The sequence below is a fragment of the Catonella sp. genome (assembly GCF_052173895.1).
Classification (GTDB): domain Bacteria; phylum Bacillota; class Clostridia; order Lachnospirales; family Lachnospiraceae; genus Catonella.
This window is the reverse complement of sequence record NZ_JBQMXS010000003.1, coordinates 62075-85316: the sequence shown is the minus strand read 5'-3', so window position 1 is coordinate 85316 and position 23242 is coordinate 62075. Positions and strand designations below refer to the sequence as shown.

Below are 23242 nucleotides of genomic sequence, written 5' to 3'. Positions count from 1 at the left end.
ATTATAAGTATCAGCCTGTCTTTCTATTTAAGATTATTATTTGTCTGAATATGAGGATTTCACTTATCTCCCTTTTCCACATCCATTAACTTTCCATCATAGTAAAATTTCCTTGAAAATTTAATGCCAAGTGCCTTCTCGTATTTTTTTATAAGAGGGAGTTCTCTTTCTGTTATTATACTTAGGTTTCTTCCAACCCTTCCTGCTCTTCCTGTCCTACCTGCTCTATGAAGGTATGTATCAGCATCTTCCGGCAAATTTAAATGAAATACAGTATCTACATCATCAAACTGTAAACCTCTTGCAGCAATATCAGTTGCTATCAGATATTTAATCTTATTATTCCTAAATCCCTGCATAGCGTTCTTTCGCTCTTCTTTTCCCCTCTCGCCACCTATGAAATCTACCTGATAATGATGATGAGCAAGCTTTTTAAATGTTTCTTCTATATCATAAATACCATTTACGAAAATAATAGCTTTTCTTGTTCTTACAGCACCGGTTGTTCCACGCAGCATTTCAAGTTTGTTACGCTTTTCACAAACTATATACCAGTGCTTGATGTTTGTCGGAATTTCTTTTCCACCATCAGCAATAATTTCCGAAATATCTTTATCCCAAGCTCTTGCACCTTCCAAAGCTGCACCGGTAGCTGTGGCCGAAAATAACAATAGCTGCCTGTCTCTTACAAAACATTTAATCAAAGTATCCGTATTTTCTTTATTATTCTTATCAAATAACCTGTCGCCCTCATCCAGTACTAAAGTCCTTACCAAATGAGCAGCTATCTTACGCTTTCTTATCAGTTCTATAATTCTTCCCGAAGTACCTACTATAATCTGTGGCTTTTTCTTTAAATTCTCAATCTGCCTTATTATACTTGTATTGCCACCAAGACACACCGAATGAAGTCCTATACCTGTATTCCCCCTCACCAGCTCTGCCTGTCTGTGAATTTGTAATGCAAGTTCCGTAGTTGGAGCAACAATTACAATCTTATTCTCATGCTCTATCTTTTTATATTTTTCAAATAACGGCAGCAAGTAAGCTAATGTTTTACCTGAACCTGTAGGTGCCTGCACAAAGAAACTTCCACCCTCAATTATTTTCTTGTAAGCTGTTTCCTGAACCGGAGTAGGATGCTTAAACCCAAACTTCCCTATTCCTGCCAGTATCTTCTTATCTTCTATAAACTCATTAAATTCCATTATTTTGTAAACCAACTACCTTTCATAGTATGTTTGAATATCCTATAAGCCTTTTTATCATTTGCAAACGAAAAATTTGCCAGTTTGTACCCATCAGGATTGTATTCCTCAAAACTTCCATTATCTGATGAGGCCACAATAAGATAACCATTATTTACAGCAATATTACCATTATCCGCAGAATAAGGCAGTTCTATTGCATTTTCCAAGCTATAAGTCATCTTTTCTTCATTTACAAGATATTTATAATAAAATGAATGCCTACCTCCGGTATTATTATTAAATACCATTACATGATACTGCCTGTTATCCATTTTCTCATTCTTATCTATATAAGCGGTACTCTGCCTCTTCTGACCAACAAAATCTCCGTCCTTACTATAAAAAACTTTCTCATAAGCAGACTTCAATTCATCAGTTCCTGAAATAACCGCCTTAATATTAGGATTTCTAAAAACATTATTTATTCTTATTGTTGACGAGGTATTCTTTTCACTTACTATAAGGTCATTATCATTTATAAACTGTACAGAAGTAAATTTAAGTTTAGAGCCCCCCTTCTTATAATAAGAAGAAAACAGCTTATTAAAATTCACTATTTCCTTTGATTTTCCCTCTAAAATATCTAAGGAAGAAATACCGTCATTCCCATTCCTTTTAGACAGGGTAACTGCCTTTCTTATACCTGTATTTAAATCCATGTCACCAAAAGCTACCGTACCGTCTTCCAGTCCAATAAACTTTTCTACTTTTCCCATCCTGTCAACTAAAGCAAACCTTCTCTTGTCTATTGCATAAAATAGTTTATCATCAATCAGTCCTATATTGGTTTCAGGTGCCTCTCCTCCTGTAACAAGTGGAAGTTCAGCTCTTATTACTCCATAATTATCATAAAATAATATGTGTCTATTCTTTCTACCCTTATCATCTAAACCAAATACAGCATAAAGCCCTTCTGACATCTGGCTTATCTCCCTCTCATGAGCTACATCAAGAGTTTTCATTGTAACAGACTCCGACTCAGGAATTTCTACTTTATATCCTGCCTTAGCTATCATCTTATTATTTTCATCATAAATATATACAGATACATAATTTCGTTCACCGGGAATCAACCCTACTATAAGCCCCTCCTGCTCTGCAAGAGGCATTCCACTTGTATTTGTATACAATGAATTTGAAAAATTGCCGGCCTTAACATTTTCCCTACCATCAATTTCTTTCACGCTCACTGTGTATTTGGTATTTACTCTAAACTTATGCTTAAAATAAATATAGAGTCCGGTAGTATTAGTTCCATAAGGATTTACAATTAAAAGTGGAGAGTCTAAAGTATATTTTCTCTTTTTTTTGAACTTGTCTATTATACTTTTTGCCATTTTTTGATATTTCATAGAATATACTTCAGGCTTTTTAGTCTTAAGCTTTTTTGCCACCTTTTTATACATACTTTCTGCTGTAATAATTTCAGGCTTTGCATACTCTACCCTATCAGGAACAGTAGTTTCTGCTTTTTTGATATTTTCTTTTGTAGTCTTTGTTAAAAAGGCTGCTCCTGCTAATACTGCTGCAAAAAAAATTGAAATTATAAATGAAATCTTCAAAGCTTTTTTTAACATATCTACCTCAACAATCTGCCAATATTTGCGTCCTCTGCTAAGTCAGGCGTACTGTAAAGTACAAGTAAATCTGTAATTTTATTCTCATTCAGATATTTTTTAAGACTCTTATTAAAATATCTGAGGTCAAGCATTATTATCCTATCATAGTCCTTAATTAGAAATGGTGCAAGACTATGTGCAAAACTGTCTTTGATAATAAGCAGAGTCTTACCTGTTTTATTTTCTGTATTTATATCTGTCACGCTATGATTGCCACCAAAGAAGACTGTGTACTTATCTTTTCCTTTAAGAGCATCCAAATGGTAGATGCTGTTAAAAGTCTTATCCTTGTCATTATCCCACATCATACCGGCTTTGTCTATCTCTTCTGAAAAATAAATTGTAATACTGTCCGGTATCACTCCGCCTGTAATCCCTGTATTTACCTTAGAATCATAAGTTCCAAGGAAATCTTTATCAACAATATCCGCCTTAAAATCTTTTAAAGGCAAAACCTCAAGTCCCATTGCCCTTGCTATGGTTTCATAACCGTAATAAGCTCCTAGGCTTGTCCAGTGATGGTCAGTTTTATAATAAATGTATTCATCTATATGCTCTTTAAGATTTTTGCCTAAATCTATTACAAAATCATCTCCTGCTTTCTTGATTACCTTATCTATAAAACCCGTCTGATTATAAACAGGTGCATTGGCAGGTAACCTATCTTTCAATATTTCTGAAGAAGATGGAGCAAGTGCTATCTTAAAATGTTCTTTACCGAATTTATCTGCATACATTTTTACAAAGTCTGCTATTACAGTCATGTTGTTCTTAGCCGTTTCCGACTCAAACAAAGCACCATCATACTTTCCAAAAAGATAGCCCTCTTTTCCAAAATATACTCCATTATCATCCGTTCTTCCACGAAATCTCTCAAGAGCCGTCTTTACTCCCATAAAGAAACTTCTTTTTGGAAATTGATCGGTAATAAATGTTTCGTAATCTTTCATAAAACTTCCATCTAAAAGTTTGGCTGTCGTAAGTTTAGGTCTTTGTTCAAGATACCTGTTCTCTGTTTCTGAAAACTCTATCGGTTTATGGAGTACAGCTCCCAAAAATAATACCGCTAAGGTAGTTCCAAAGACTGCTATCTTAGCATTTTCATAAGTTAATATCTTCATATATCTCTCCCATTAGAACCTGAAATACAAGAACGGATTATATGTCGCTGCAACTAGGTAAGCTACACACATTCCAAAAATTATTTCCAGTACAACAATATTTATGAATTTACCTGCCATTTTCTCTTTAGATGCAACTTTTTCAATACATTTTTTAGGTAAATCCGTACTTGCAAAAATAAGGATTATAATAAGGCTTAGATTGTTTAATAAAAGATAAATAAATTCAGTATTTATAATATCATAGCCTCCAAGTCCAAACATTCCTGCCAGAAATGATGCTCCCTTTTTAAATGAGTCAAAAGAGAATAAGACCCATCCTACAATTACTAAGAGCATTGTATAAATATGTCTTATAAATATAGGTGCTTTTTCAATCCATCTTAATAAGAATATTTTTTCCATAATGAGAATTGCTCCATAATAAAGCCCCCAAGCTACAAAATTCCAACTTGCTCCATGCCAAAATCCTGTAAGCATCCAAACAATTATTATATTTCTAATCTGTTTAACAATTCCCTCTCTGTTTCCTCCAAGAGGGATGTATACATACTCTTTAAACCAAGTAGAAAGTGAAATATGCCACCTTCTCCAAAATTCAGTTATTGACTTTGCCATATATGGATAGTTAAAATTTTCGTCAAAATGGAAACCGAACATAAGTCCCATACCTATCGCCATATCTGAATATCCTGAAAAATCAAAATAAATCTGGAAAGTATATGCAAGGATACCTAACCAAAATCCTCCCACCGACATCTGCGAATTTGTAAGTGCATTTACACTATCCCAAAGCAAGCCAGCATTGTTTGCAAGCAACACCTTTTTTCCCAAGCCGAAAATAAAACGACTGATTCCTTTTGCAAAATCTGCTTTATTCTCTACTCTACCCTGCATTTCCTCTGCTACTGTACGGTATCTTACTATCGGTCCTGCTATGAGCTGTGGAAAAAGAGTCACATAAGTTCCAAAATCCAATATGCTCTTTTGTACCTTGGTATCTCCTCTGTAAACATCTATTACATAGGAAAGGCTCTGAAATGTGTAAAAAGAAATACCTATCGGAAGTGCAAGTTTTATAGCTGCAATTCCTGCTCCCGTAAGTGAATTTACAGTATTTATAGTAAAATTGGCATACTTAAAAAAGCCTAGTAATAAAAGATTGATTACTACGGCTAAAGCCAGTGAAACCTTTGCTCCATTTTTTTTACCTGCTCCCATTTGTTTATTAATAATAATTCCAAAAACATAATCCACTGTTATAGTGAAACACATAAGCAAGATATATATAGGCTCTCCCCAAGCATAAAAAAGTATACTTGACAAAAACAAAACAAGATTCCTTATACGCTTTGGCACTATAAAATAAATTGCCAGTACCAGTGGCAGGAATCTTGTAAGAAACAAAATACTCGAAAAAACCATGGGTGTTACTCCTTTTTACTCTGATAAGCACCCATATCATACCATATTTGCTGTAAAAATGAAAGATATTCTAAGACAAATTTTATCTGCCACCCTCCTTTCCGTTCCGGTCAAAGTTTTCATTTGTTCCAAATCTCCTTCTGGGACCTCTGGGGCTGTCGCATTAACAAATTTTTAAAAGTTAATGTGCAATCCCTTTTTTATGAGTTTTCAACTATATAAATCTATATTTATTACCAAGTGCCATAAAAAAGTGTATACTAAAAAAGCCTTGAATGACTTCTGCAAGGCAATATTGATTTTTCTAAATTTATGCACTTTTTAACTTAAATAAATGTGTGCCTGTTTTACCTTTTTGAATTTTGTTATGCAGTTTATTCATATTCCTGGCTATAGCCAGCAGAATGCTTTCTGCCAAAACATTTGATGCACACTTGCTTAGATATCTCCTGAAATGCATATCCTGTTTCAAATCTCCTTTTTTATTTTCATAATATATTTTTATTATTCAGCCTATTTTTCCCCTCTATAATTTCTCACATATTAAATTCACACCAAACATTAAAAATCAAAAAAATATCCTAACTGTTCAGCCTTATACACAGCCTCTTGCTTATTATTAACCTCAAGTTTAGAATATATGTTGTTCAAATGATTAAATACTGTTCTTTTACTTATATAGACTTCTTTGGTAATTTCATCTATGCTTTTGCCTTTCCTTGTTAAAGAAAGAATTTTTATTTCAGCAGGAGTTAATTTATCATAAAAAAACTCTTTGGTTTCGATATTTTTAAAATATTTTCCTCCGGCATATATTAATTTTAAAATTTTTATAAGTTCTTCAGGTTCTATATTTTTATCTATAAATCCTTTAGCACCTATTTTACTTGCTTTTTCTTCATACATTAACTTCAAGTGTCCTGTTAGTATTGCAATACAAATACTATTATCTTTTTTTATTAATTTTTCAGCAAGTTCTAATCCTGTTTCTTCTGAAATATTATTAAGGTTAATGTCTATTAAATAAATATCATATTGTGCAGTATTTATATTTTCTAAATCTTTTATATCTGACATTATATCAATTTTTTCTATTTCTGTATTTTGTTTCAAAATCATCTGTATACTAAGTGAAAATAATTTATGGTCATCAATTAACAATATTTTCAAAACAAACCCTCCTTTCCATTGGTATTATAATATCTACATAATAACAACCATCTTCGATATAAATATCTATTTTTCCTTTTAAAAATTCAACCTTCTTTTTTAAATTATTAAGTCCATTACCTATTTTTATTTCATCATTTTGAGTAATATTATTTATTTTTATGTAGATATTATCAAATCTAACATCTAAATAAAGATTGGTTACATATCCTTCAGAATATTTTATTGCATTATTTATAAGCTCCTTAATCATTCTATATATGATTGCAGAATAAGGTGAATATATATTTAATTCATCAGTACATCTAAAGTTAACTATCTTGTTTGTTTTATATTTCCTACATAAACTATTTATCAATTCCCTGTATACCATTTTTAAATTTACATCTGAATTAATGATTGGTTTTTGGGTATCTACTTCATTTCTAATACTATCCACCAAATTATTTAATTCGCCTACTATTAGTTTTTTATTTTCATTCTCTATACAAGATATTTGAGTAATGTTTTTTACAGCAATAACACTTTGCAAAATATCATCATGTAAATATTCCGCAAATTGCTCTTTGATTTCTTCCTCTACTTTCAGCATACTTATAAACTTACTATTTTCCAAATTAGAAGCCCTGATATACAATCTATATTCCAAATATATCTTTATGTATAATACAATTATAAACATAAATAGCTCGGTTAATCCTAAATATAATACTATATAATCAAATCTTTTCACATTTTGATATAGTATCAGCATCCATAACGCAACAAATAATAATATTATAAAGCTACTGATTAAAGTCATTTTTCCAACAATATTTTTGCTTTTTACTAATAATACTTCTTGAACAAATCTCAAATAAGTAATAACACATATTGTAATTGTAACCACATACCAGCCTATATTTGAATAAACTAAGCCAATTTTAACAAACCCGTCTACAAAAATTAAGCACAATAAAAACAAAAGAAAAAAAGAAAAAAGAGTACACTCTTTTCTAATTTTTGATAAAATGCTATTAAAATATTTCCTATAAAATACCATTATTAAAAATGGATACAAATGCAATCCGACAAATAATATAAGGTACATAAAATTAAATATGGTTCTATTTACCAAAAACATCGGCACTATCAACCACAAAACAATGCAAATAAAAGTATCAATTTTCCTCTTAAAATCCGTCTTTCCATATAACAATAAATTGAAACTTCCAATAGTGAAAACATATGTTACTATTGGCTGAAGTATCGCTCCCATTCCATACCAAAAATTGTTTTCGTTTAATACAAAAAAGTGCTGCCAACAAATTAATGATACATAAATTATAATTTTTTTTAGGAAAATTTCATTGTTTTTCCTAATATGGCAAGCCAAATAAATATATATTATACTTATCAAATCAAAAATTAAGACCATAGCATCAACAAATAAAATTTCACCGAACAAAATATTTGTTTTTAAATAAAACAGAAAAAGAATTTGCTGTACTATTATAAACATTATCCAACTATATCTATTTATATTTTCTTTAAAAAAAGGAACTATCTCGTACAAACTATTACCACCTCCAATAAATAAATAGGATCAGTATATCCAATCCTACTTATTATAACACATATTATATTTTAATCATTTTTTTTGCTGCTTTTTTTGTCATTTGGTAAAACAAGAAATAAATTCCTATAAAAGAAATTAGGGTTACAGATGTCGTTGTTATCAAATCTTTTGAACCTACTAACTTATCAATCAATATATGGCGAAAAGAAAACAACATAAAACCTCCATTCAAAATTCCTATAATTAGTGGTATTTTATATAGCACACCTATTTCTTTTTTTATGATATTAATAATCTCTACTTTAGAATATCCAATTTTGCCAAGATAATTATATTCTTCTTTATTTTCAATTATTTCAATCAAATTTGTGAAATAGAGAATACTTGCAGTACATATAACAAGCAATATTGCTATAAAAGAAATAAATATAAATGTAGATGAATTATCTCTTACAATAGTATATTTTTTTAAATAACTACTTTGAATATCTTCTATTTCTTTAAAATTTTCATAAAAATCTTTGCTATCTCTTAACCCCTTTCCATTTATAGTAGTTATGTTAATATTTTCTCCGATATTTTCTGTTTTTAATTTTTCATAATAAGCATCATCAACCACAAGAGTTGTTACGCTGTTAGCAAAACTAAAAATATTATTTGTATTTACTTTCTTTATATTGATTTCATCGTCGTTGTAAAGAGTAAATTTGATATATAAAGGTTTCTCAGTAGGATAGTAGTTTATTAACAAATATCCATCTTTTTCTAATTTCTCTATCTTATTTTCTTTATCCTGAGCTTCCATCAACCTCTTATAATCACTAAACTTCACAATATCAAAAAAATCTATTTCCTTATTTCCACTTTCTGTTATAGGAATGCTTGGCGTGGTCTTCACTCTCAATATCGTGGTATTCAACACATCAGCATTATTTAATTTTGCAATTTCTGATAGCTTGTCCTCATTAAATATATCATTTTTAGAATTATACTCAATTACAGACGGATTCAATCTATCAATCGCTTTCATCGGATATACAAGCGTAAATGTCATTATACCAATCATTGTAACTGTCATTGTTATAAGTAAGCTTAAAACTATCAATAATTTGTTTTTTGATGATATTCTAAAAATTACTTTAGGATATACAATATTACCCACCGGCGTATATAATTTATTCACATTTCGTTTGATTTTGTTTAATATATATGGCACTCCAAATTTTACAAGTATAATTGTTCCAAACCCTATTAAGGCAGCAACCAATACAAAAACAGGTGTAACTCCTATTTTCCATATTCCTTTTATTCCAAAGTAACTTGTCAAACAAATTATATATCCGCTGATAATTAATAAAAACGCCAAAATAGACATCACAGGTCTTATTTTTACAATTCTTTCACTCTTTTTAGAGTAATTAACAAATTCTATCAAAGAATGTTTCATCACTAAAATCAAATTAATAACCATATTTACCATAAATATAACAAAAGCTATCAATAACAGTTTTATCACTGCACCGGAATCAATATATAAATTAGGATATATGCCAAGATTTAATATGCCTATAAGAGCCACTTTAATACCTAAATACGCAAATGCTCCCAGCACCACACTAAAGATATAGCTTAGTGATAATATTACAATACTCTCATAGCATAAAATTTTTACCAGTTCAGCTTTTGAAAATCCAAGTAATGCAAGTATGCCTATTTCTCTACTTCTATTTTTTAAAAAGAAGTGATTAAAATACATAAGAAAGAACACAACCAAAATTAGCAGAAAAAAATAGATAGCTTTTGCCATTGCTTCAACTCTACCACTTTCGCTGATTCTTTCTAATATCATACTATCTGATGAAAAATTTAAAAATGCTGAAAATATAGTTAGGATAATTGCAGTTGCCCAAAAATAAACTTTATACAAAAAGAAGTTTGATTTTATATTTGCCTTAGTAATCTTAAATTCCATTTTATTCTCCTAACTTAGATAATGAATTTGTTATATCTTCATAAAATATTCCATTATTTTCTCTGTATATTTCTTTTTCAATTTTTCCATCTTTCAGTAATACAACTCTGTCTGAATAAGAAGATGAAATTGCATCGTGCGTTACCATAACTATAGTTACATTCAGCTCTTTATTTATTTTTTCAAAAATTTTCATTATATCCTTTGATGATTTCAGATCTAAAGCACCTGTAGGTTCATCCGCAAACAGTATAAGAGGTTTTTTGATTATTGCTCTTATAATGCTTGCCCTTTGTTTTTGTCCTCCTGAAAGCTGATATGGATACTTATCCAACTGGTCATAAATTCCAAGCATTTCAGCATATGTATCTATCCTTTTATCTATTTCTTTTTTATTTACTTTTTTAAGAGATAATGCCACAGCGATATTTTCTCTAATTGTTAAACTGTCTAAAAGCATATAGTCTTGAAAAACAAATCCTATTTCATTTTTTCTAAATTCTGATGCCTCTTTATCTGTCAGCTTGGAAATGTCCACATCTCCACATAAAATAGTTCCTTTGTTAATCTTATCAATTGTAGATACGGAATTTAACAAAGTGGTTTTTCCGCTGCCACTCCTACCCATAATGGATACAAACTCACCATCTTTAACATTTAGTGAAATGTCATCTAATACATACTTCTCTTGACCATTGTATTTTTTATACACTTTTTTTAATTCTAATTTGTTCATTATTTTTTCTCCTATATTTCTTTGAATTATTTTTTCGGTAACTATGTCTACATTATTATAATTAACAACCCCATCTGTTGCTTCTTAATAACCTAATATTATTTTCGCAAGTGTAGATTTTCCACATCCACTTTTACCTATAATAGAAACAAATTCCCCATCCCTTATTTTTAAAGATATATTTTTTAAACTTCATCACTATTATATTCATATCTATAACTAACATTATCTAATTCTATATCTAACATATTACTTCCCGATAATTTATACATTCCATTTTTTTCACTTTCTAAAGAACAAAATTCTCTAGCTATTGTAGTTCCATTATATCTATGCAGGCTTTAAGGATAAAAACTCTTCTTCATCTAATGTATATTTCCCTATAACTGGTCTTTAATTAGCAGCACACAAACACTAAATTAGGGCAATCGTCTGTAATAGTGCAGAACCAACCACAACCTTTTTTACCTCCAGCAATTTCTTCAAGTTCCATTTCTGGCACTTCTTCAATTGCTTCAGCTAAAATTTTTTCTTGTAGCATTAGTTTTTCTTCCTTTCTTCTTATTTGCTCATATTATACTAACATTTATAAAAAATGTTATGAGTAAAAAGTGCAAAAAAATAAAATTTTCAATTTTGAGTTATACCGATTTTGTTATACCTTCGACAACAATTATACCGCATTTTTTCCAAATATTTTTTGTTTATGAGATACTTAAAATCTAAAAGATTTATCCTTATATTTTGCCTTATTTTACTTTAATATAGACAATTCTTTAATCTCAATAGCTTAAATATTGTAAATACAAGAAACATCAAAATCTCTTCCGAAGTTTTATAACAAGCACAGTAAGTGCATATGCACTTACGAAAAATTGACATATCCTTTCGCTTTCACTGCGGATAAATTCGTCAATTTCAGCTTGTTTGGGAGTATCCCCAAACCCCTGTACGTACGGAGTAAATTCTTATGATGAACTTGATAAAAAGCTACAAGAAATGGCTTCACAAAGGCAAGATACATTAGGTAAAATTAAGCAAATTGAAAGCTCTATGCAAGTATATTGAAAATGAGAGATAGAAACAATATTTTTATGCTACTTGAAAAACTAAATAATTTATTATATTATACCAATTACAATAGTTAACTATTCAGTATCAATGTAGACAAAATTTTATCAATCAGAGAAAGGATTTATCTAAGAAAAACAATTTCAAAAAAATATTGTCTTTCTTACTTGTTTTTATTATAACTTTTAGTAGTAATATTCCGGTTTTTGCTGAAAATAGAGCAAATTCACATTATTTTAATTTATTAAATGTTCAATCATCGGAATCAGAAAATGTGAACGAAGAAGTTAAGAAAATATTTCCTTATGGTAAAATAGTAGGAAAAGTTGAAACAAAGTATGGAACTGCATACTATGTGGACAGATTCTATAACTCTCCAATGAAACCAAGAACAATTTGGAATGCCTTAGATGTAGTTATGGCAGGTGCAAGTTGGGCTGAATTCTTTAACGAACCATCACTTGCAAATTTAGGTTGGGCAGCTCTTGACACAGTTGCTCTGTTGCCTGCATTACCTTCTTCTGCATATTTTAGAAAAGGTGGGAAATTACTCTTAAATGTAGATGAGGTTAAAAAATAAATCTAAATTTGTGAAAAACTTTGATATAAAATGGGCGATTAAGGAAACGTTAACAAGTAGTGCGTCTACAATATCTAATAATATAAACGGCAGAAAAGGATATATATTTATAAAAAATTTTTACGGAAAAATAGGCACTGAGGGAATTAAAAGTTTAAATAAAATGAAAGTGGTAATAGATGAATATGGAAATGTAGTAACAGCATATCCAATCAAATAAGGAGATATTATGTCTTTAGTTATTTTTTTAGCACAAAATTCAGCAAAAACAAATAATAAAATATGTGTTGTCGAGCCTAATAATATTGGGGATTTTTTATACGATTTCAAAGATAATTTTGAAAATTACAATTATTACTATAAATTTGACCCATACGGAGAAATATATATCGATAACAAAAATGTAGATAAAATAAAATTTTTTTCCATTTCTATAACAGAATGGGTAGAACATTGCAAAATTGATGAAAATAAATTGATTGCTAAATATAATTTGAGTTTTACTAAAATAAAAATTTTTGCAAAAAAACTAACTGAAATTTGTGATTTTGCTATAAATAATGGGTATGGATTGTTGGGACAAGGAGATTAGCTTATTTAGTAACAACAATTCATATTCCAATAATAAGTATATTGAAAATGAAAGAAAGATATTGCAAAATTTATTATTTTACCAATTATTGAAAATCTATTGTATAGTAATTTAAATAGTAATGTATACAGTCCGACTGCCAATAAAGAGGCTATAGTATCCCAAAAATAAACCGCATTTCCTGACGAAAATTTCATAGAAAAATATGTATGAGTGTAATACCAAGTAGCTATAAAAAGAGCGAATTTATCTAAGGTAAATAATGTTAATCTTACAATTGTTGTTCCTGCAAAAAAGAAAAAGCCTACCATTCCCAAAATTGCTAATACATAAATTACTATAAAAGCTGCCATAAGTATCCTCCTCTCACAATAACTTTATTTTAGTATAACGCTCCTTATGAATTTTATCGATTATATTTTAGTCAAAATATAATCGCTTTTATTGTATATCACAATAAGATTCCAAGCAAATTTGTTTTTGCTTGAAAACCTTATCGGGACGGCATTTAATCTATCGTCTTATATTGCGTTCAATCCTACGTTTGGTTTTCATCTTATGTGTGTTGCAGAGTTTAATACATCGTTAAATATCACGTTTAATGGGAAGCTTTAACGAAAGATCTCAGTTCATGCCATTTCGGCAATCCCTGAGTCTCAGATGACCTGCAGATGTGATGATTTCCGGAACACCAAATAAATTGATTCTTAGTGCTAATCCTACTATAATTTCTGATAAATAAGTATACCTTAGCATCGCTATGAATTTTTCCTTACTATCAGATTATTTTCTCATCAATTCTTTCTTAGTTAAATGATAAAAAATCATTGCATATATCAAACAAACAAAAATGAAAAATACAAACTCCAGCGGAGAAAAATCGACAAGTTTTCGACTTCTAAGAGCTATCATTGGAAGCGAATAAGGATAAATATATCCTATATTTTGATTAATAAAAAGAATGATAAATCCACCCATGGCACCAAGGCTTGAAATACCAACTGCCTGACCAAAGCTCCGCGTTTTAACACAAATATAATATTGTATGAAAATAAGCGATATGGAAGCAACCATTGATATCAGTAGCCATCTTACATTCACGAAGACAGAATGATCTATTTGAATATGTGCCGTAGCCATACCGGATACATAAACAACAAATAGCATTACCTGAACAGGAATTAGCAATGCAAATACTACAACAAACTTTCCTTTCAACATTCCATTAATAGAAATGTTATTTGCTTTCAACATGCTTAAGGTATTTCTTTCAAATTCCGGCATCATAATGATAGCTGTTAAAATAGCCACCATCGGTGCAAAAAGAACTTGGCTATAGTAAAAAGTCAATTGTCCCCATAGAACAAGCGACTGTGTTCCATCCTCCAATACCTCTCGATTAGCAAAATATATGCCCAGACCAATAAAACTTGAAATAGCAAGAAATATGAAAGTTATAAAAACTGCTTGTATTTTACTGGCTTTTTTCCATTCCGACTTTATATAGTGTAGCATCATATAAGAGAAATCTCCTTTCTGCGGATTACCATCCGAGCTATCATATAAATCAATAAACAGAATAAGATATAAATCAAAAGACGAACTGGCAAATATTGATCCAGTGTGTACTCATATGAAAGCTGAGCATTATCAATAAGATGATACTTGTAAGGGGCAAGATAGGCATTTCCTGTTCCCGGCAACCAGAAACTTAAAATTGACTGGCTGCGCGATATCATTACGATTCCCAAAAAACCAAACAAGAAGCCGATTGCTAATACAATTCCCTGTTTATTTAAAAGTAATGATAAAACAAGGAATATACAAATCAAAGGGAATACTGTCAGCACTTGACCTATCAAAAAGAGCAGAAGCAACATTACACTGGTATGTATACCATTTATAGAAGCATATACATATCGAAAAGTCGTTTCCATCACAAAAAGAACTATAGAAGTACTAACCATCAGCAGTATCTTGGATAAAAATATCCTGTAAATTTCAGTTCCATTTGATTGTTGTAACTTAAATGTCTGCCCCTCTTTCTCGTTACTGATAATCTTAGACGCAAATATGCTGACCATAATGGGCAATATAAGACAGTCTACCGTTTGATTGTTATAAAAAACAGCAATATTATGCAAATTTGAATGCGACAATTCACTATTAATTGCAAAAAGCTGCCAAAGGCTTGCAATGATCATTATGACGAATAATATCAAAAATATGTGAGTACGGCGAATTTTAAGCAATTCAATTTTTATGTTTTGCAACATGGATCAGGCCTCCTTTATTAAATTCAAAAAGATCGTCTCCAGATTTTCTTTTTTTCTCTCTACACGATAAATTAAATTTCCTTGAAAAACTAACTCAGATATAAACAGAGCAAGTTCATCATTATTTTGATTTGCAATTTTCAATAAATGATCATTGATTTCTTTCAATGAAGTTTGTGGATGCCTGGAAATAATATCGTTTACTTCGTCAGTATTTAAGTTTCCTTCTATTTCAATCCATTCGTTTGCTTTGATCTGGCTGATCTTACCCTCATAAACTAACTGACCATGACTGATTATTCCAACCCGATCAGCAATCTGCTCAATTTCCGAAAGAATATGGCTCGAAATGAGAATGCTGATACCGTATTCTTTCGACAATTTGATAATCAATTCTCTGATTTCATGAATGCCGGATGGATCAAGTCCATTTGTAGGTTCATCAAGCAGAAGAATCTGAGGTTTTTTTACGAGTGCAAAAGCAAGTGCCAGACGCTGTTTCATGCCAAGAGAATAGGACTTAACAAGTTTTCTTTTATTGTCTTTATTCCATAATCCAACAAGCCTTAATGTTTCCTGTATATTTGATTCATCAAATCCCAGCATTTTTTGGAAGACAAGTAAGTTCTCGTATCCTGTTAAATTAGGATAGTAAGACGGCTCCTCTATCATAGATCCTATTTTATTAAGATAAGTGAGGCTATCTTTTATTGGTTGACCCATTACCTCAATCTGTCCGTACGTTGGTGACATTAAAGACAGGATCATCTTCATTGTCGTTGACTTTCCAGCACCATTAGGGCCAAGAAATCCATAAATTTCACCCGTCTTGAGAGTTAATTCCTTAATATTGACATTAGTAACATCTCCAAACTTTTTTGTAACATTATGTAATTCAATCATATTTTGCATTGTTTTTTCCTCCTGAATCATATGATAGCGTAATAAGATTAAATGTCGCTTGTGCCTACCTTATGATTACATTAAGAAATGGTCAAAGACACCATCTCATTTGTTTTAAATGTTATAATGATAACACCAAATTGTGTTGAGGATTAATTATGTATAATAGTAATATTTTATTAGTGGATGATGAGCCAGAATTACTTGAGATGGTTTATCAGATTTTGAAACATGAAGGATATAAATATATAGATCGAGCATCGAACTGTTATGAAGCCAACTGTTTAATTAAGAGCAACGTGTATCAGTTAATTTTACTTGATGTTACCTTACCAGATGGAAATGGTTTTGATTTATATTTTGATTTACTAAAACAAGATCAATTTGATACACCTGTTATCTTTTTGTCTGCGCGTGACGAAGATTCTGATCGCTTAAGAGGGCTTGGTTTAGGCGCAGATGACTATATAACAAAGCCCTTTTTGCCTATGGAACTATTGCTTCGAGTGAAAGCGGTTTTAAGGAGAATAAGCAGGAATGCCGAAAAAATGTCTAAAATTCAATTAGGAGAAGTAGAGTTCTCTACAGATGCAGGGACAGTCACCAGACAGAATAGAGTGACTTCGCTAACAGCAAAAGAGTATATAATTTTAAAAAAATTAGTAGAAAATCGTGGAAAAATAGTTTCTATTGATGATCTGTGTGAAACCCTATGGCCGGATGGAAGTTATGGGTTGGAGAGTTCCTTAATTGTTCACATTCGTCATTTGCGTGAAAAAATTGAAGATGATCCCTCTAAACCTAAGTACATTATAACCGTTCGAGGTTTGGGGTATCGGTTGGAGAAATAAATGAAAACAAAAAAGATTAATATTATTTTGTATCTTGTCATATTCTTATTCTGTGCTATCGGATTAATTGCCATTAACTTGATCATCTTATACAGCCAGGTAAAAGTCACTACATTTGATGAAGCAGAAATCATCAACAATATCAAAAGAGAAGGGAACTACTATACGCTGTCAGAACAAACAGGAGAAATGTTGACGAAGAATAATAATTTTCTTATGCTCCTGAACGATGATGGAATAATAATTTTAAGTAAAAATTTACCTGAAGAATTAAATAAGCAATACTCATTAAAAGATGTTGCAGCCTTTACAAGATATTATCTGAAGGACTACCCTGTACAGACATATATCATAGATGAAGGACTCTTAATTATTGGAGAACCAAAAAACACTGAATGGAAATATAATTTAGTTTATAAAATAGATACTATACAAAACTTATCTCGCATCCTGCCTTTAATTATTTTTATAAATATTTTAATTTTGGTTCTAATACCTTTATACATCCAAAAGAGAGTTTTGCGACGAAAGGAATCTGACCGAACAGAATGGATAGCAGGTGTTTCTCATGATATCAGGACACCATTAACACTTATCATGGGGCATGCAGATCAAATCAGAAAAGATCCGCAATCAGAAAAAAATCGGATTCAAGCAGAAATTATTGAAAAACAGGGAGAACGAATTAGAAACATGGTTGCGAATTTAAATGTATCCAGTAAGTTGGACTTTGGACTAGATCATTTTGAAAACACGAGTTTTAAGGTCGGTTCAAAAACAAGAAAAATTCTCATTGATATTATGAATCGGGAATTTGAGCAAAAATATAAATTTGATTTTGAAATTGAAGAAGATGCTTCAAATATTATCCTTAAGGTAAATGAAAGTCTATTTCAAAGGGTTATAGAGAATATTATTAATAATTCCATCCATCATAATCCAAATGGTTGTAGTATTAAAATAAAGATCAGCAAATCAATTCACCGTTCACATAAGTTTACCATCGAATTTTCAGATGATGGTATTGGAGTGTCTGCAGAACAATTAAAAAAACTTAACACACCTGTTTTAAACAACTTAGAAAATGCTCAAGAACACGGAATAGGTCTTAGGATCGTTAAACAAATTGCTCGTTATTATAAGTGGAGCGTTCAATTTAGTACTTCAGAAACCAGTGGAATGAAGGTTGTTATAGAAGCATAAAAAGCAAGTTTAAGAGAGACAATAAGCTTGATTTTACTTGCTTTTTCAGCACTAGAAGTATAACAGTATAAAAATTTACTATCTGCCTTAACTAAACCCATTATATTATTCTCAAATTTAATATCACCTAAATGCTTTTCATTTGAAAAATCCAAATTTGCCTTATATATCTCTAAATACTTGCCCTTACGTACAGCAGAATAAATATAATTACCATCAGAAGTCAGATAAGTATAGTCTTTCATCTTATCTGTTTTTATATTTATTGTAAATCCACCGCCATCACCATCTCCTGACCAATTTTTAAGATACATTACATCTTTTATTTTTTTACCATAAAAATTAAACCGAAATCCCCATTCAGCTCTTAATTTTTTACGTCTACCATTATTAAAGTCTATTTTCCAAAGTTCATAGCCTCCAAAGCACTTTACTGTATAGTACATATTTTTTCCAACTACTACCCCATCAATAGTGCCTTTGGTACCACAATTTCCTTCATACACCAATCTCCCATTTTTATCTGTTATAGTCATTTTTGTCAAATATATATCATCATAAACTTCATCTTTATATGGACCAGTTGTTTTAAATATAATATCATAATCACCCTTTTTTATTGTATATTGATTTTTAACAGACTCTTCTTGTGGATTTGCCAAATCCTGATTATACCAATAAGTATATCCATTACCTATATTTTCCCCATCTTTTAATAAAATTGGTTTTGATTCTGCAAATACCTTTTCTAATCTTACTCCTAAAACAACAACCAAAAAACAAAGCAATAATATAGCTTTCTTTAATAATTTACTCATAATCTTCTCCTTTTTTATATTTTATTTCTCAAAAATTATATAAAATCCAATAATTCTAGTTAAGTTTTTAGTTTGAATTTTATCTTATTCAACCCTTACCATATCAGGATTTGTCTTATAATATGCTGCTCTTGAAACCTTACTTTTCTCCAGATATCCATGTTTTTCAAGATTATTTAATACCTTTTTTCTGAAATAAGTCGAATCACTGATACCAAGATATTCAGCTATTTCTGAAACCTTATGAGCTTTAAGATAACAGAAGGACAATACTTTTCCATCTAATTCTGTTCCTTTTGAAACCGGTATAAAGTTAAGGGCAATAACACCATCATTCTCAATACCCTTATCATAAGTTAAGTCAGGAAGTACCAATGTAAAATGATCAGATTTTGAATAAATATATGGTTTATGTGCTTCATCAGCAGATGCATACTCTTCCATAATCTTGTCAAACCCTGTTCCTGCAGCCTCCATTACATTGCAAGCAACTAAAGCCCCGCAATACTTTTAAGCCAGCCAATAATATCCTCACGATTTAGTACTGCTTTGCTTTCAAACTTATCACTCTCTAGCTGTGTATCTCTAATTATCTCCTCTAAATACATATGTATCACCTCTTTTTTGAACTACTTCAATAATATGTATCCGTTTCAATATAATCCAGTGCCTCTTCTCCGTCAAATACTGCATCTACACTATATTTACTGGCTTCAAGTATGGCTTTTACAGCTTTTGAAAGCGATTTTTCATCCTCTGCAAGCAATAGTCTCATATCTGCTCTCCTTTTGATGCAAATAAATTAACAATATCCTTATAGCTAACCAAGGTCACATTCCCCATATCCCTCGCTTTATTTACGCAACCTTTAGTAAATCCTGTCTTCGAGAATACAAAGTAATGCACATTAGTATAGCTAAATAGTCTGCTACGTTCAATCAGCATTTCAAGAATATCCAAATCCACATTCTCATTTCGCCATTTGCACTCAGCAAAAATTGCCGAAGAACTATCCTGCTCTCCCATAATATCAATTTTAGCCTGAGTTTTATTTTTAGAATCATTGCCCCACCAGCGTCCAAGGGAAACAAATTCTATAGGCATATTTCCTCTCATAAGCTGTTTCCACAAATATTGTTTGCATATTTCTTCAAATACTCTTCCCATATAACCAGATAGCCCGGCTTCAATACGCTTATATACAAGATCTGCTCCACCTCGTACAATCATTGACATATTACCCAGAATAAATTTATACCAAAAACAAAACATATTATCTTCAATAGAATAAATAGATTTCCTCGAAATTTTCTCACCGTATGGAACTTCTCTCCTGATTATTCCTAAATCAATCAGATTTTTAATATATCCTGAACATACTGTGGTACTCTCTCCTACCTTTGTCGATATTTCTGACATTTTAGAATATCCCATTGCTATAGCAGTAACAATCGCATTATAAATTGCAGGCTCTCTGACCTCCTGTTTTAATAGATTTACCGGCTCTTCATACAGAAAAGAAATGGGATTTAAATAAGTATTTTTAACATTCTCTTCTACACTTAATTTATCATTCATCTGGAGCAGATATTGTGGTGTTCCTCCCACAATACCATACATCAAAGCCTTATCTTCATCTGATAAATATTTCAAGTAATCACAGCATTCTTCAAACTCAAATGACATAACCTTCAGCTGTGCAGTCCTTCTTCCATATAATGGTGCCTTGTATGCCAAAACTTTATCCACCATATATGACATAGAAGAACCACATAGAATGAGCATCAATTTTGATTCATCTTTATTTTTATCAATCAGCATCTGTAATGTAGATGCAAGACTTCTTGAGGCTCTTGCTACATAGGGGTATTCATCTATTGCCAGTATAATACGCTCTTTTTTTGCCAGTTCAAATACATATTCAAGTGCAGCCTGAAAAGATGCAAAATAACTGTCAGCCCAAATGCCACTACTAAATTCAATTATGCTTTTACTCAGGTTTTCTAAATTTTGTTTTTCATTGCTCTCTAATCCCATAAAATATATAGATTTTTTATTATCTATAAAATAGTTAATCAATGCTGTCTTTCCTACCCTGCGCCTTCCATAGATTACTGCAAATTCGAATTTATCTGATTTGTACAGACTCTCTAATGCACTAAGTTCTTTATGTCTGCCAATGAACATGCTAATACCTCCGTTTCTATATAAAGTATATTAGTAAATTATAATTTAGTCAACTATACTTTACTAAATTATAGTTGACTAATTTTTTAGCTTCATCACTTATAATCTCATTGGCAACAAGAAAAGCAAACAAAAGCTTACTAAATAATAAACAAGGGTGGAAATCCTGTCTATGAGATTTCCACCCTTTATTATCATATATGATTACAATTTTTTCATATTCTCTTAAGGTTAGAGTACTGTTTATTCTTCCTACTTACTCTTATTCCGCTTCAATGTGCTCACTTAGAAATTTATCAACTGGAACTGATAACTCCGTTTAGCTTACAATTTCAACTCTGACTTTATGCAAACACTCGTCAATCACGGACATCTATATATTTATCAATCTAACGGTGTTGTCTAATATCACTCGATAATTGAAGTATCTGATATTGTATTACAGTATTTGCCTATCTCCATCATACCATTTAACATCATCATCTAATCCACCAACAAATGATAAAATATTCTTAACTAATCTGATCTTATCAAAAAGTCCTGAATGCACCCCTACATAGATTCTTTGAGGATAATTATTTACCTTAATTTCTTTCTTTGACTCAAACCTACTGATTGTTTTACTCTCATCAGTTGTAATTGATGTGTCATATCTATTAACAATATCATCAATCTTATCAGGAAATTTATTCAGAATATCTTGAACAGTTAAGCATATTGCTTCAGCCCCACTGCTCACCAACTTTTCATTCCCACAAATATGGATTTTTGTCACCTTAGTTTTTACTTTACTTTCTTGGTTGTTTGTAACTAAAGACATTATTTCAGATGATGCATTAATCTCTTTCCAAAAATCACTAATAACTTTTTCACCTTTCTTTGACTTTTCTATTACTGAATCTAGTGCTTTAAACACCGGCTGTATCTCTTCTGTTTTATCCCCTTCCTTTCTAAACTTATTAAAGCGAACAATATCATTACATTCATTTTCAAGAAATGACAAATATGATTCGTAAGCATATGTTTGGAAGATAAGATTTATCAATAGAAGAGTCTCTTCATATGGATCATCTTTCTTTTTCTCAACAATCTTCAGTAATTCATATGAATTGATAATGCGTTTAAATGTTCTTGGACTTGATCCAAGTGTATCCTCGATAAGAGTACCCAGTATATTAGTATATTCTGCGAATTGACTTCGCTTATTCTTATTTTCTAGCATTTTTTCAATTTTATAATTTTCTGTAGGCATACGGAATGGCAGCTGTATAATCTTATCAAAAAAGCTTCTACATTTCTCATCATCCATATCTTTTCCATATTTGGCTTGAACTCCACGCACTACTACATCATAATCGATAGCAATTACAAATACAGATTTTTCCACATCCATGAAAAGTTTAATCGTCTCAAGTAGTGCTACTGCTATTTCAGGATTCAATCTATCCAAATCATCAATAAAGATGATTACTCTTCCATCATTACCAGCAGTCTCATTAATAAGATTTCTATAATCTTCTTTGAGCTTTTTTATATTCTCCATCTTTTCACTTCTTAGTTCATTTAGTTCTTCTCCTACAATATTCAAATTGCAACCAGTCTTATTTTCTACTATTTGTTTAGTGATGTCTAGGAATATCTTACCTAGGCTCGTTAGAATTTTTTTCACTTTTGCTGATTGTTCTGGTCTCTTTGCCTCAATGCAATTGACAATACATTGTACAAAAGAATAATACAGACTATCCGACATATTGAATTGGGAATACTGCCAAGTGTTAAAATATACTGTGACAATTTCATTATCCTTTTCATCCAGACGCTTCTGCATACGATTAATGAACGAGGTCTTCCCCTCTAATGTCAAGTATATGATATAAAAAAACACCTAAATTTTTGAGAAAGTAAAATAT

General features: G+C 30.8%; 23 protein-coding genes and 2 pseudogenes. 5 read left to right on the top strand and 20 right to left on the bottom strand.

Annotated elements, in window-relative coordinates:
• Positions 1-59 precede the first annotated feature (59 nt).
• From ACTTG8_RS01420 to ACTTG8_RS01370, 11 genes and pseudogenes are all read right to left on the bottom strand, one after another.
• Positions 60-1223, bottom strand: coding sequence for a DEAD/DEAH box helicase (locus ACTTG8_RS01420; RefSeq protein WP_442560344.1), 1164 nt, complete (start codon positions 1221-1223; stop codon positions 60-62).
• Positions 1208-2827: an aryl-sulfate sulfotransferase N-terminal domain-containing protein gene (locus tag ACTTG8_RS01415; protein WP_442560343.1), complete on the bottom strand. Its 1620-nt coding sequence runs from the start codon at positions 2825-2827 to the stop codon at positions 1208-1210. Before ACTTG8_RS01415 ends, ACTTG8_RS01420 begins: the two co-directional genes overlap by 16 nt.
• Positions 2828-2829: 2 nt before the next feature.
• Entirely contained in the window at positions 2830-3990 is a 1161-nt protein-coding gene (locus tag ACTTG8_RS01410) for a DHHW family protein (protein ID WP_442560342.1), read from the bottom strand.
• A gap of 12 nt (positions 3991-4002) precedes the next feature.
• On the bottom strand, positions 4003-5415 hold the full coding sequence (locus ACTTG8_RS01405; protein ID WP_442560341.1) for an MBOAT family O-acyltransferase: 1413 nt from the start codon (positions 5413-5415) through the stop codon (positions 4003-4005).
• Positions 5416-5725: 310 nt separating this feature from the next.
• Positions 5726-5896, bottom strand: a pseudogene (locus ACTTG8_RS01400) (IS5/IS1182 family transposase); the annotation flags it as partial.
• Between the two features lie 80 nt (positions 5897-5976).
• Complete coding sequence (locus ACTTG8_RS01395; protein WP_442560340.1) at positions 5977-6585, bottom strand: response regulator transcription factor; 609 nt, start codon at positions 6583-6585, stop codon at positions 5977-5979.
• The gene (locus tag ACTTG8_RS01390; RefSeq protein ID WP_442560339.1) at positions 6566-8140 is read right to left on the bottom strand and encodes a hypothetical protein; all 1575 of its coding nucleotides are present in this window, start codon (positions 8138-8140) and stop codon (positions 6566-6568) included. Before ACTTG8_RS01390 ends, ACTTG8_RS01395 begins: the two co-directional genes overlap by 20 nt.
• A gap of 64 nt (positions 8141-8204) precedes the next feature.
• Positions 8205-10115, bottom strand: a complete 1911-nt coding sequence (locus ACTTG8_RS01385; protein WP_442560338.1) for an FtsX-like permease family protein — start codon at positions 10113-10115, stop codon at positions 8205-8207.
• 1 nt (position 10116) lies between these two features.
• A complete protein-coding gene (locus tag ACTTG8_RS01380) occupies positions 10117-10851 on the bottom strand; it encodes an ABC transporter ATP-binding protein (protein ID WP_442553620.1) in 735 nt (244 codons plus the stop codon).
• 84 nt (positions 10852-10935) lie between these two features.
• On the bottom strand, positions 10936-11031 hold the full coding sequence (locus tag ACTTG8_RS01375; RefSeq protein ID WP_442560369.1) for an ATP-binding cassette domain-containing protein: 96 nt from the start codon (positions 11029-11031) through the stop codon (positions 10936-10938).
• 217 nt (positions 11032-11248) lie between these two features.
• Positions 11249-11392 carry a type A2 lanthipeptide gene (locus ACTTG8_RS01370; RefSeq protein WP_442560337.1) on the bottom strand — a complete coding sequence of 48 codons (144 nt, stop codon included), beginning with the start codon at positions 11390-11392 and terminating at the stop codon, positions 11249-11251.
• Positions 11393-12196: 804 nt separating this feature from the next.
• On the opposite strand from ACTTG8_RS01370, the gene ACTTG8_RS01365 reads away from it, so the two are divergent.
• Genes ACTTG8_RS01365 through ACTTG8_RS01355 form a run of 3 tightly spaced genes read left to right on the top strand, consistent with a single transcriptional unit; the run spans position 12197 to position 13094 of the window.
• Positions 12197-12502 carry a hypothetical protein gene (locus ACTTG8_RS01365; protein WP_442560336.1) on the top strand — a complete coding sequence of 102 codons (306 nt, stop codon included), beginning with the start codon at positions 12197-12199 and terminating at the stop codon, positions 12500-12502.
• Positions 12486-12722, top strand: coding sequence for a hypothetical protein (locus tag ACTTG8_RS01360; RefSeq protein WP_442560335.1), 237 nt, complete (start codon positions 12486-12488; stop codon positions 12720-12722). Before ACTTG8_RS01365 ends, ACTTG8_RS01360 begins: the two co-directional genes overlap by 17 nt.
• A 9-nt stretch (positions 12723-12731) precedes the next feature.
• Positions 12732-13094 carry a hypothetical protein gene (locus ACTTG8_RS01355; RefSeq protein ID WP_442560334.1) on the top strand — a complete coding sequence of 121 codons (363 nt, stop codon included), beginning with the start codon at positions 12732-12734 and terminating at the stop codon, positions 13092-13094.
• Between the two features lie 5 nt (positions 13095-13099).
• Here the strand turns inward: ACTTG8_RS01355 and ACTTG8_RS01350 are convergent, their stop codons facing one another.
• The 4 genes from ACTTG8_RS01350 to ACTTG8_RS01335 form a co-directional block, all read right to left on the bottom strand.
• Positions 13100-13447, bottom strand: coding sequence for a hypothetical protein (locus ACTTG8_RS01350; RefSeq protein WP_442560333.1), 348 nt, complete (start codon positions 13445-13447; stop codon positions 13100-13102).
• A 430-nt stretch (positions 13448-13877) separates the two neighbouring features.
• Entirely contained in the window at positions 13878-14612 is a 735-nt protein-coding gene (locus tag ACTTG8_RS01345) for an ABC transporter permease (protein WP_442560332.1), read from the bottom strand.
• Positions 14609-15370: an ABC transporter permease gene (locus ACTTG8_RS01340; RefSeq protein WP_442560331.1), complete on the bottom strand. Its 762-nt coding sequence runs from the start codon at positions 15368-15370 to the stop codon at positions 14609-14611. The genes ACTTG8_RS01345 and ACTTG8_RS01340 overlap by 4 nt, the downstream gene beginning before the upstream one ends.
• 3 nt (positions 15371-15373) lie before the next feature.
• On the bottom strand, positions 15374-16282 hold the full coding sequence (locus ACTTG8_RS01335) for an ABC transporter ATP-binding protein (protein WP_442560330.1): 909 nt from the start codon (positions 16280-16282) through the stop codon (positions 15374-15376).
• A 149-nt stretch (positions 16283-16431) separates the two neighbouring features.
• Here ACTTG8_RS01335 and ACTTG8_RS01330 point away from each other — a divergent pair, with 149 nt between their 5' ends.
• Complete coding sequence (locus ACTTG8_RS01330) at positions 16432-17124, top strand: response regulator transcription factor (protein WP_442560329.1); 693 nt, start codon at positions 16432-16434, stop codon at positions 17122-17124.
• Positions 17125-18327, top strand: coding sequence for a sensor histidine kinase (locus ACTTG8_RS01325; RefSeq protein WP_442560328.1), 1203 nt, complete (start codon positions 17125-17127; stop codon positions 18325-18327). It begins immediately after the preceding gene.
• Here the strand turns inward: ACTTG8_RS01325 and ACTTG8_RS01320 are convergent.
• The 5 genes and pseudogenes from ACTTG8_RS01320 to ACTTG8_RS01300 all read right to left on the bottom strand — a co-directional run bounded on the left by ACTTG8_RS01320 (position 18276) and on the right by ACTTG8_RS01300 (position 23217).
• Entirely contained in the window at positions 18276-19145 is an 870-nt protein-coding gene (locus tag ACTTG8_RS01320) for a hypothetical protein (protein WP_442560327.1), read from the bottom strand. The two genes, ACTTG8_RS01325 and ACTTG8_RS01320, sit on opposite strands and share 52 nt — an antisense overlap.
• An 84-nt stretch (positions 19146-19229) precedes the next feature.
• The gene (locus ACTTG8_RS01315; RefSeq protein WP_442560326.1) at positions 19230-19622 is read right to left on the bottom strand and encodes a hypothetical protein; all 393 of its coding nucleotides are present in this window, start codon (positions 19620-19622) and stop codon (positions 19230-19232) included.
• A gap of 163 nt (positions 19623-19785) precedes the next feature.
• Positions 19786-19920 (bottom strand): annotated as a pseudogene (locus tag ACTTG8_RS01310) (DNA-binding response regulator); the annotation flags it as partial.
• Positions 19917-21332 (bottom strand): ATP-binding protein, encoded by a 1416-nt coding sequence (locus ACTTG8_RS01305; RefSeq protein ID WP_442560325.1) that lies wholly within the window; start codon positions 21330-21332, stop codon positions 19917-19919. The pseudogene ACTTG8_RS01310 and the gene ACTTG8_RS01305, both read right to left, overlap by 4 nt.
• A 439-nt stretch (positions 21333-21771) precedes the next feature.
• Entirely contained in the window at positions 21772-23217 is a 1446-nt protein-coding gene (locus tag ACTTG8_RS01300; RefSeq protein ID WP_442560324.1) for a KAP family P-loop NTPase fold protein, read from the bottom strand.
• Positions 23218-23242: the final 25 nt, after the last annotated feature.

What these genes read in the sequence shown, in the direction of transcription:
- ACTTG8_RS01415 (WP_442560343.1), bottom strand. Translation starts at nt 2,827, where the DNA reads ATGTTAAAAAAAGCTTTGAAGATTTCATTTATAATTTCAATTTTTTTT.
- ACTTG8_RS01410 (WP_442560342.1), bottom strand. Translation starts at nt 3,990, where the DNA reads ATGAAGATATTAACTTATGAAAATGCTAAGATAGCAGTCTTTGGAACT.
- ACTTG8_RS01405 (WP_442560341.1), bottom strand. Translation starts at nt 5,415, where the DNA reads ATGGTTTTTTCGAGTATTTTGTTTCTTACAAGATTCCTGCCACTGGTA.
- ACTTG8_RS01385 (WP_442560338.1), bottom strand. Translation starts at nt 10,115, where the DNA reads ATGGAATTTAAGATTACTAAGGCAAATATAAAATCAAACTTCTTTTTG.
- ACTTG8_RS01380 (WP_442553620.1), bottom strand. Translation starts at nt 10,851, where the DNA reads ATGAACAAATTAGAATTAAAAAAAGTGTATAAAAAATACAATGGTCAA.
- ACTTG8_RS01370 (WP_442560337.1), bottom strand. Translation starts at nt 11,392, where the DNA reads ATGCTACAAGAAAAAATTTTAGCTGAAGCAATTGAAGAAGTGCCAGAA.
- ACTTG8_RS01360 (WP_442560335.1), top strand. Translation starts at nt 12,486, where the DNA reads ATGAGGTTAAAAAATAAATCTAAATTTGTGAAAAACTTTGATATAAAA.
- ACTTG8_RS01355 (WP_442560334.1), top strand. Translation starts at nt 12,732, where the DNA reads ATGTCTTTAGTTATTTTTTTAGCACAAAATTCAGCAAAAACAAATAAT.
- ACTTG8_RS01350 (WP_442560333.1), bottom strand. Translation starts at nt 13,447, where the DNA reads ATGGCAGCTTTTATAGTAATTTATGTATTAGCAATTTTGGGAATGGTA.
- ACTTG8_RS01345 (WP_442560332.1), bottom strand. Translation starts at nt 14,612, where the DNA reads ATGATGCTACACTATATAAAGTCGGAATGGAAAAAAGCCAGTAAAATA.
- ACTTG8_RS01340 (WP_442560331.1), bottom strand. Translation starts at nt 15,370, where the DNA reads ATGTTGCAAAACATAAAAATTGAATTGCTTAAAATTCGCCGTACTCAC.
- ACTTG8_RS01335 (WP_442560330.1), bottom strand. Translation starts at nt 16,282, where the DNA reads ATGCAAAATATGATTGAATTACATAATGTTACAAAAAAGTTTGGAGAT.
- ACTTG8_RS01330 (WP_442560329.1), top strand. Translation starts at nt 16,432, where the DNA reads ATGTATAATAGTAATATTTTATTAGTGGATGATGAGCCAGAATTACTT.
- ACTTG8_RS01325 (WP_442560328.1), top strand. Translation starts at nt 17,125, where the DNA reads ATGAAAACAAAAAAGATTAATATTATTTTGTATCTTGTCATATTCTTA.
- ACTTG8_RS01320 (WP_442560327.1), bottom strand. Translation starts at nt 19,145, where the DNA reads ATGAGTAAATTATTAAAGAAAGCTATATTATTGCTTTGTTTTTTGGTT.
- ACTTG8_RS01315 (WP_442560326.1), bottom strand. Translation starts at nt 19,622, where the DNA reads ATGGAGGCTGCAGGAACAGGGTTTGACAAGATTATGGAAGAGTATGCA.
- ACTTG8_RS01305 (WP_442560325.1), bottom strand. Translation starts at nt 21,332, where the DNA reads ATGTTCATTGGCAGACATAAAGAACTTAGTGCATTAGAGAGTCTGTAC.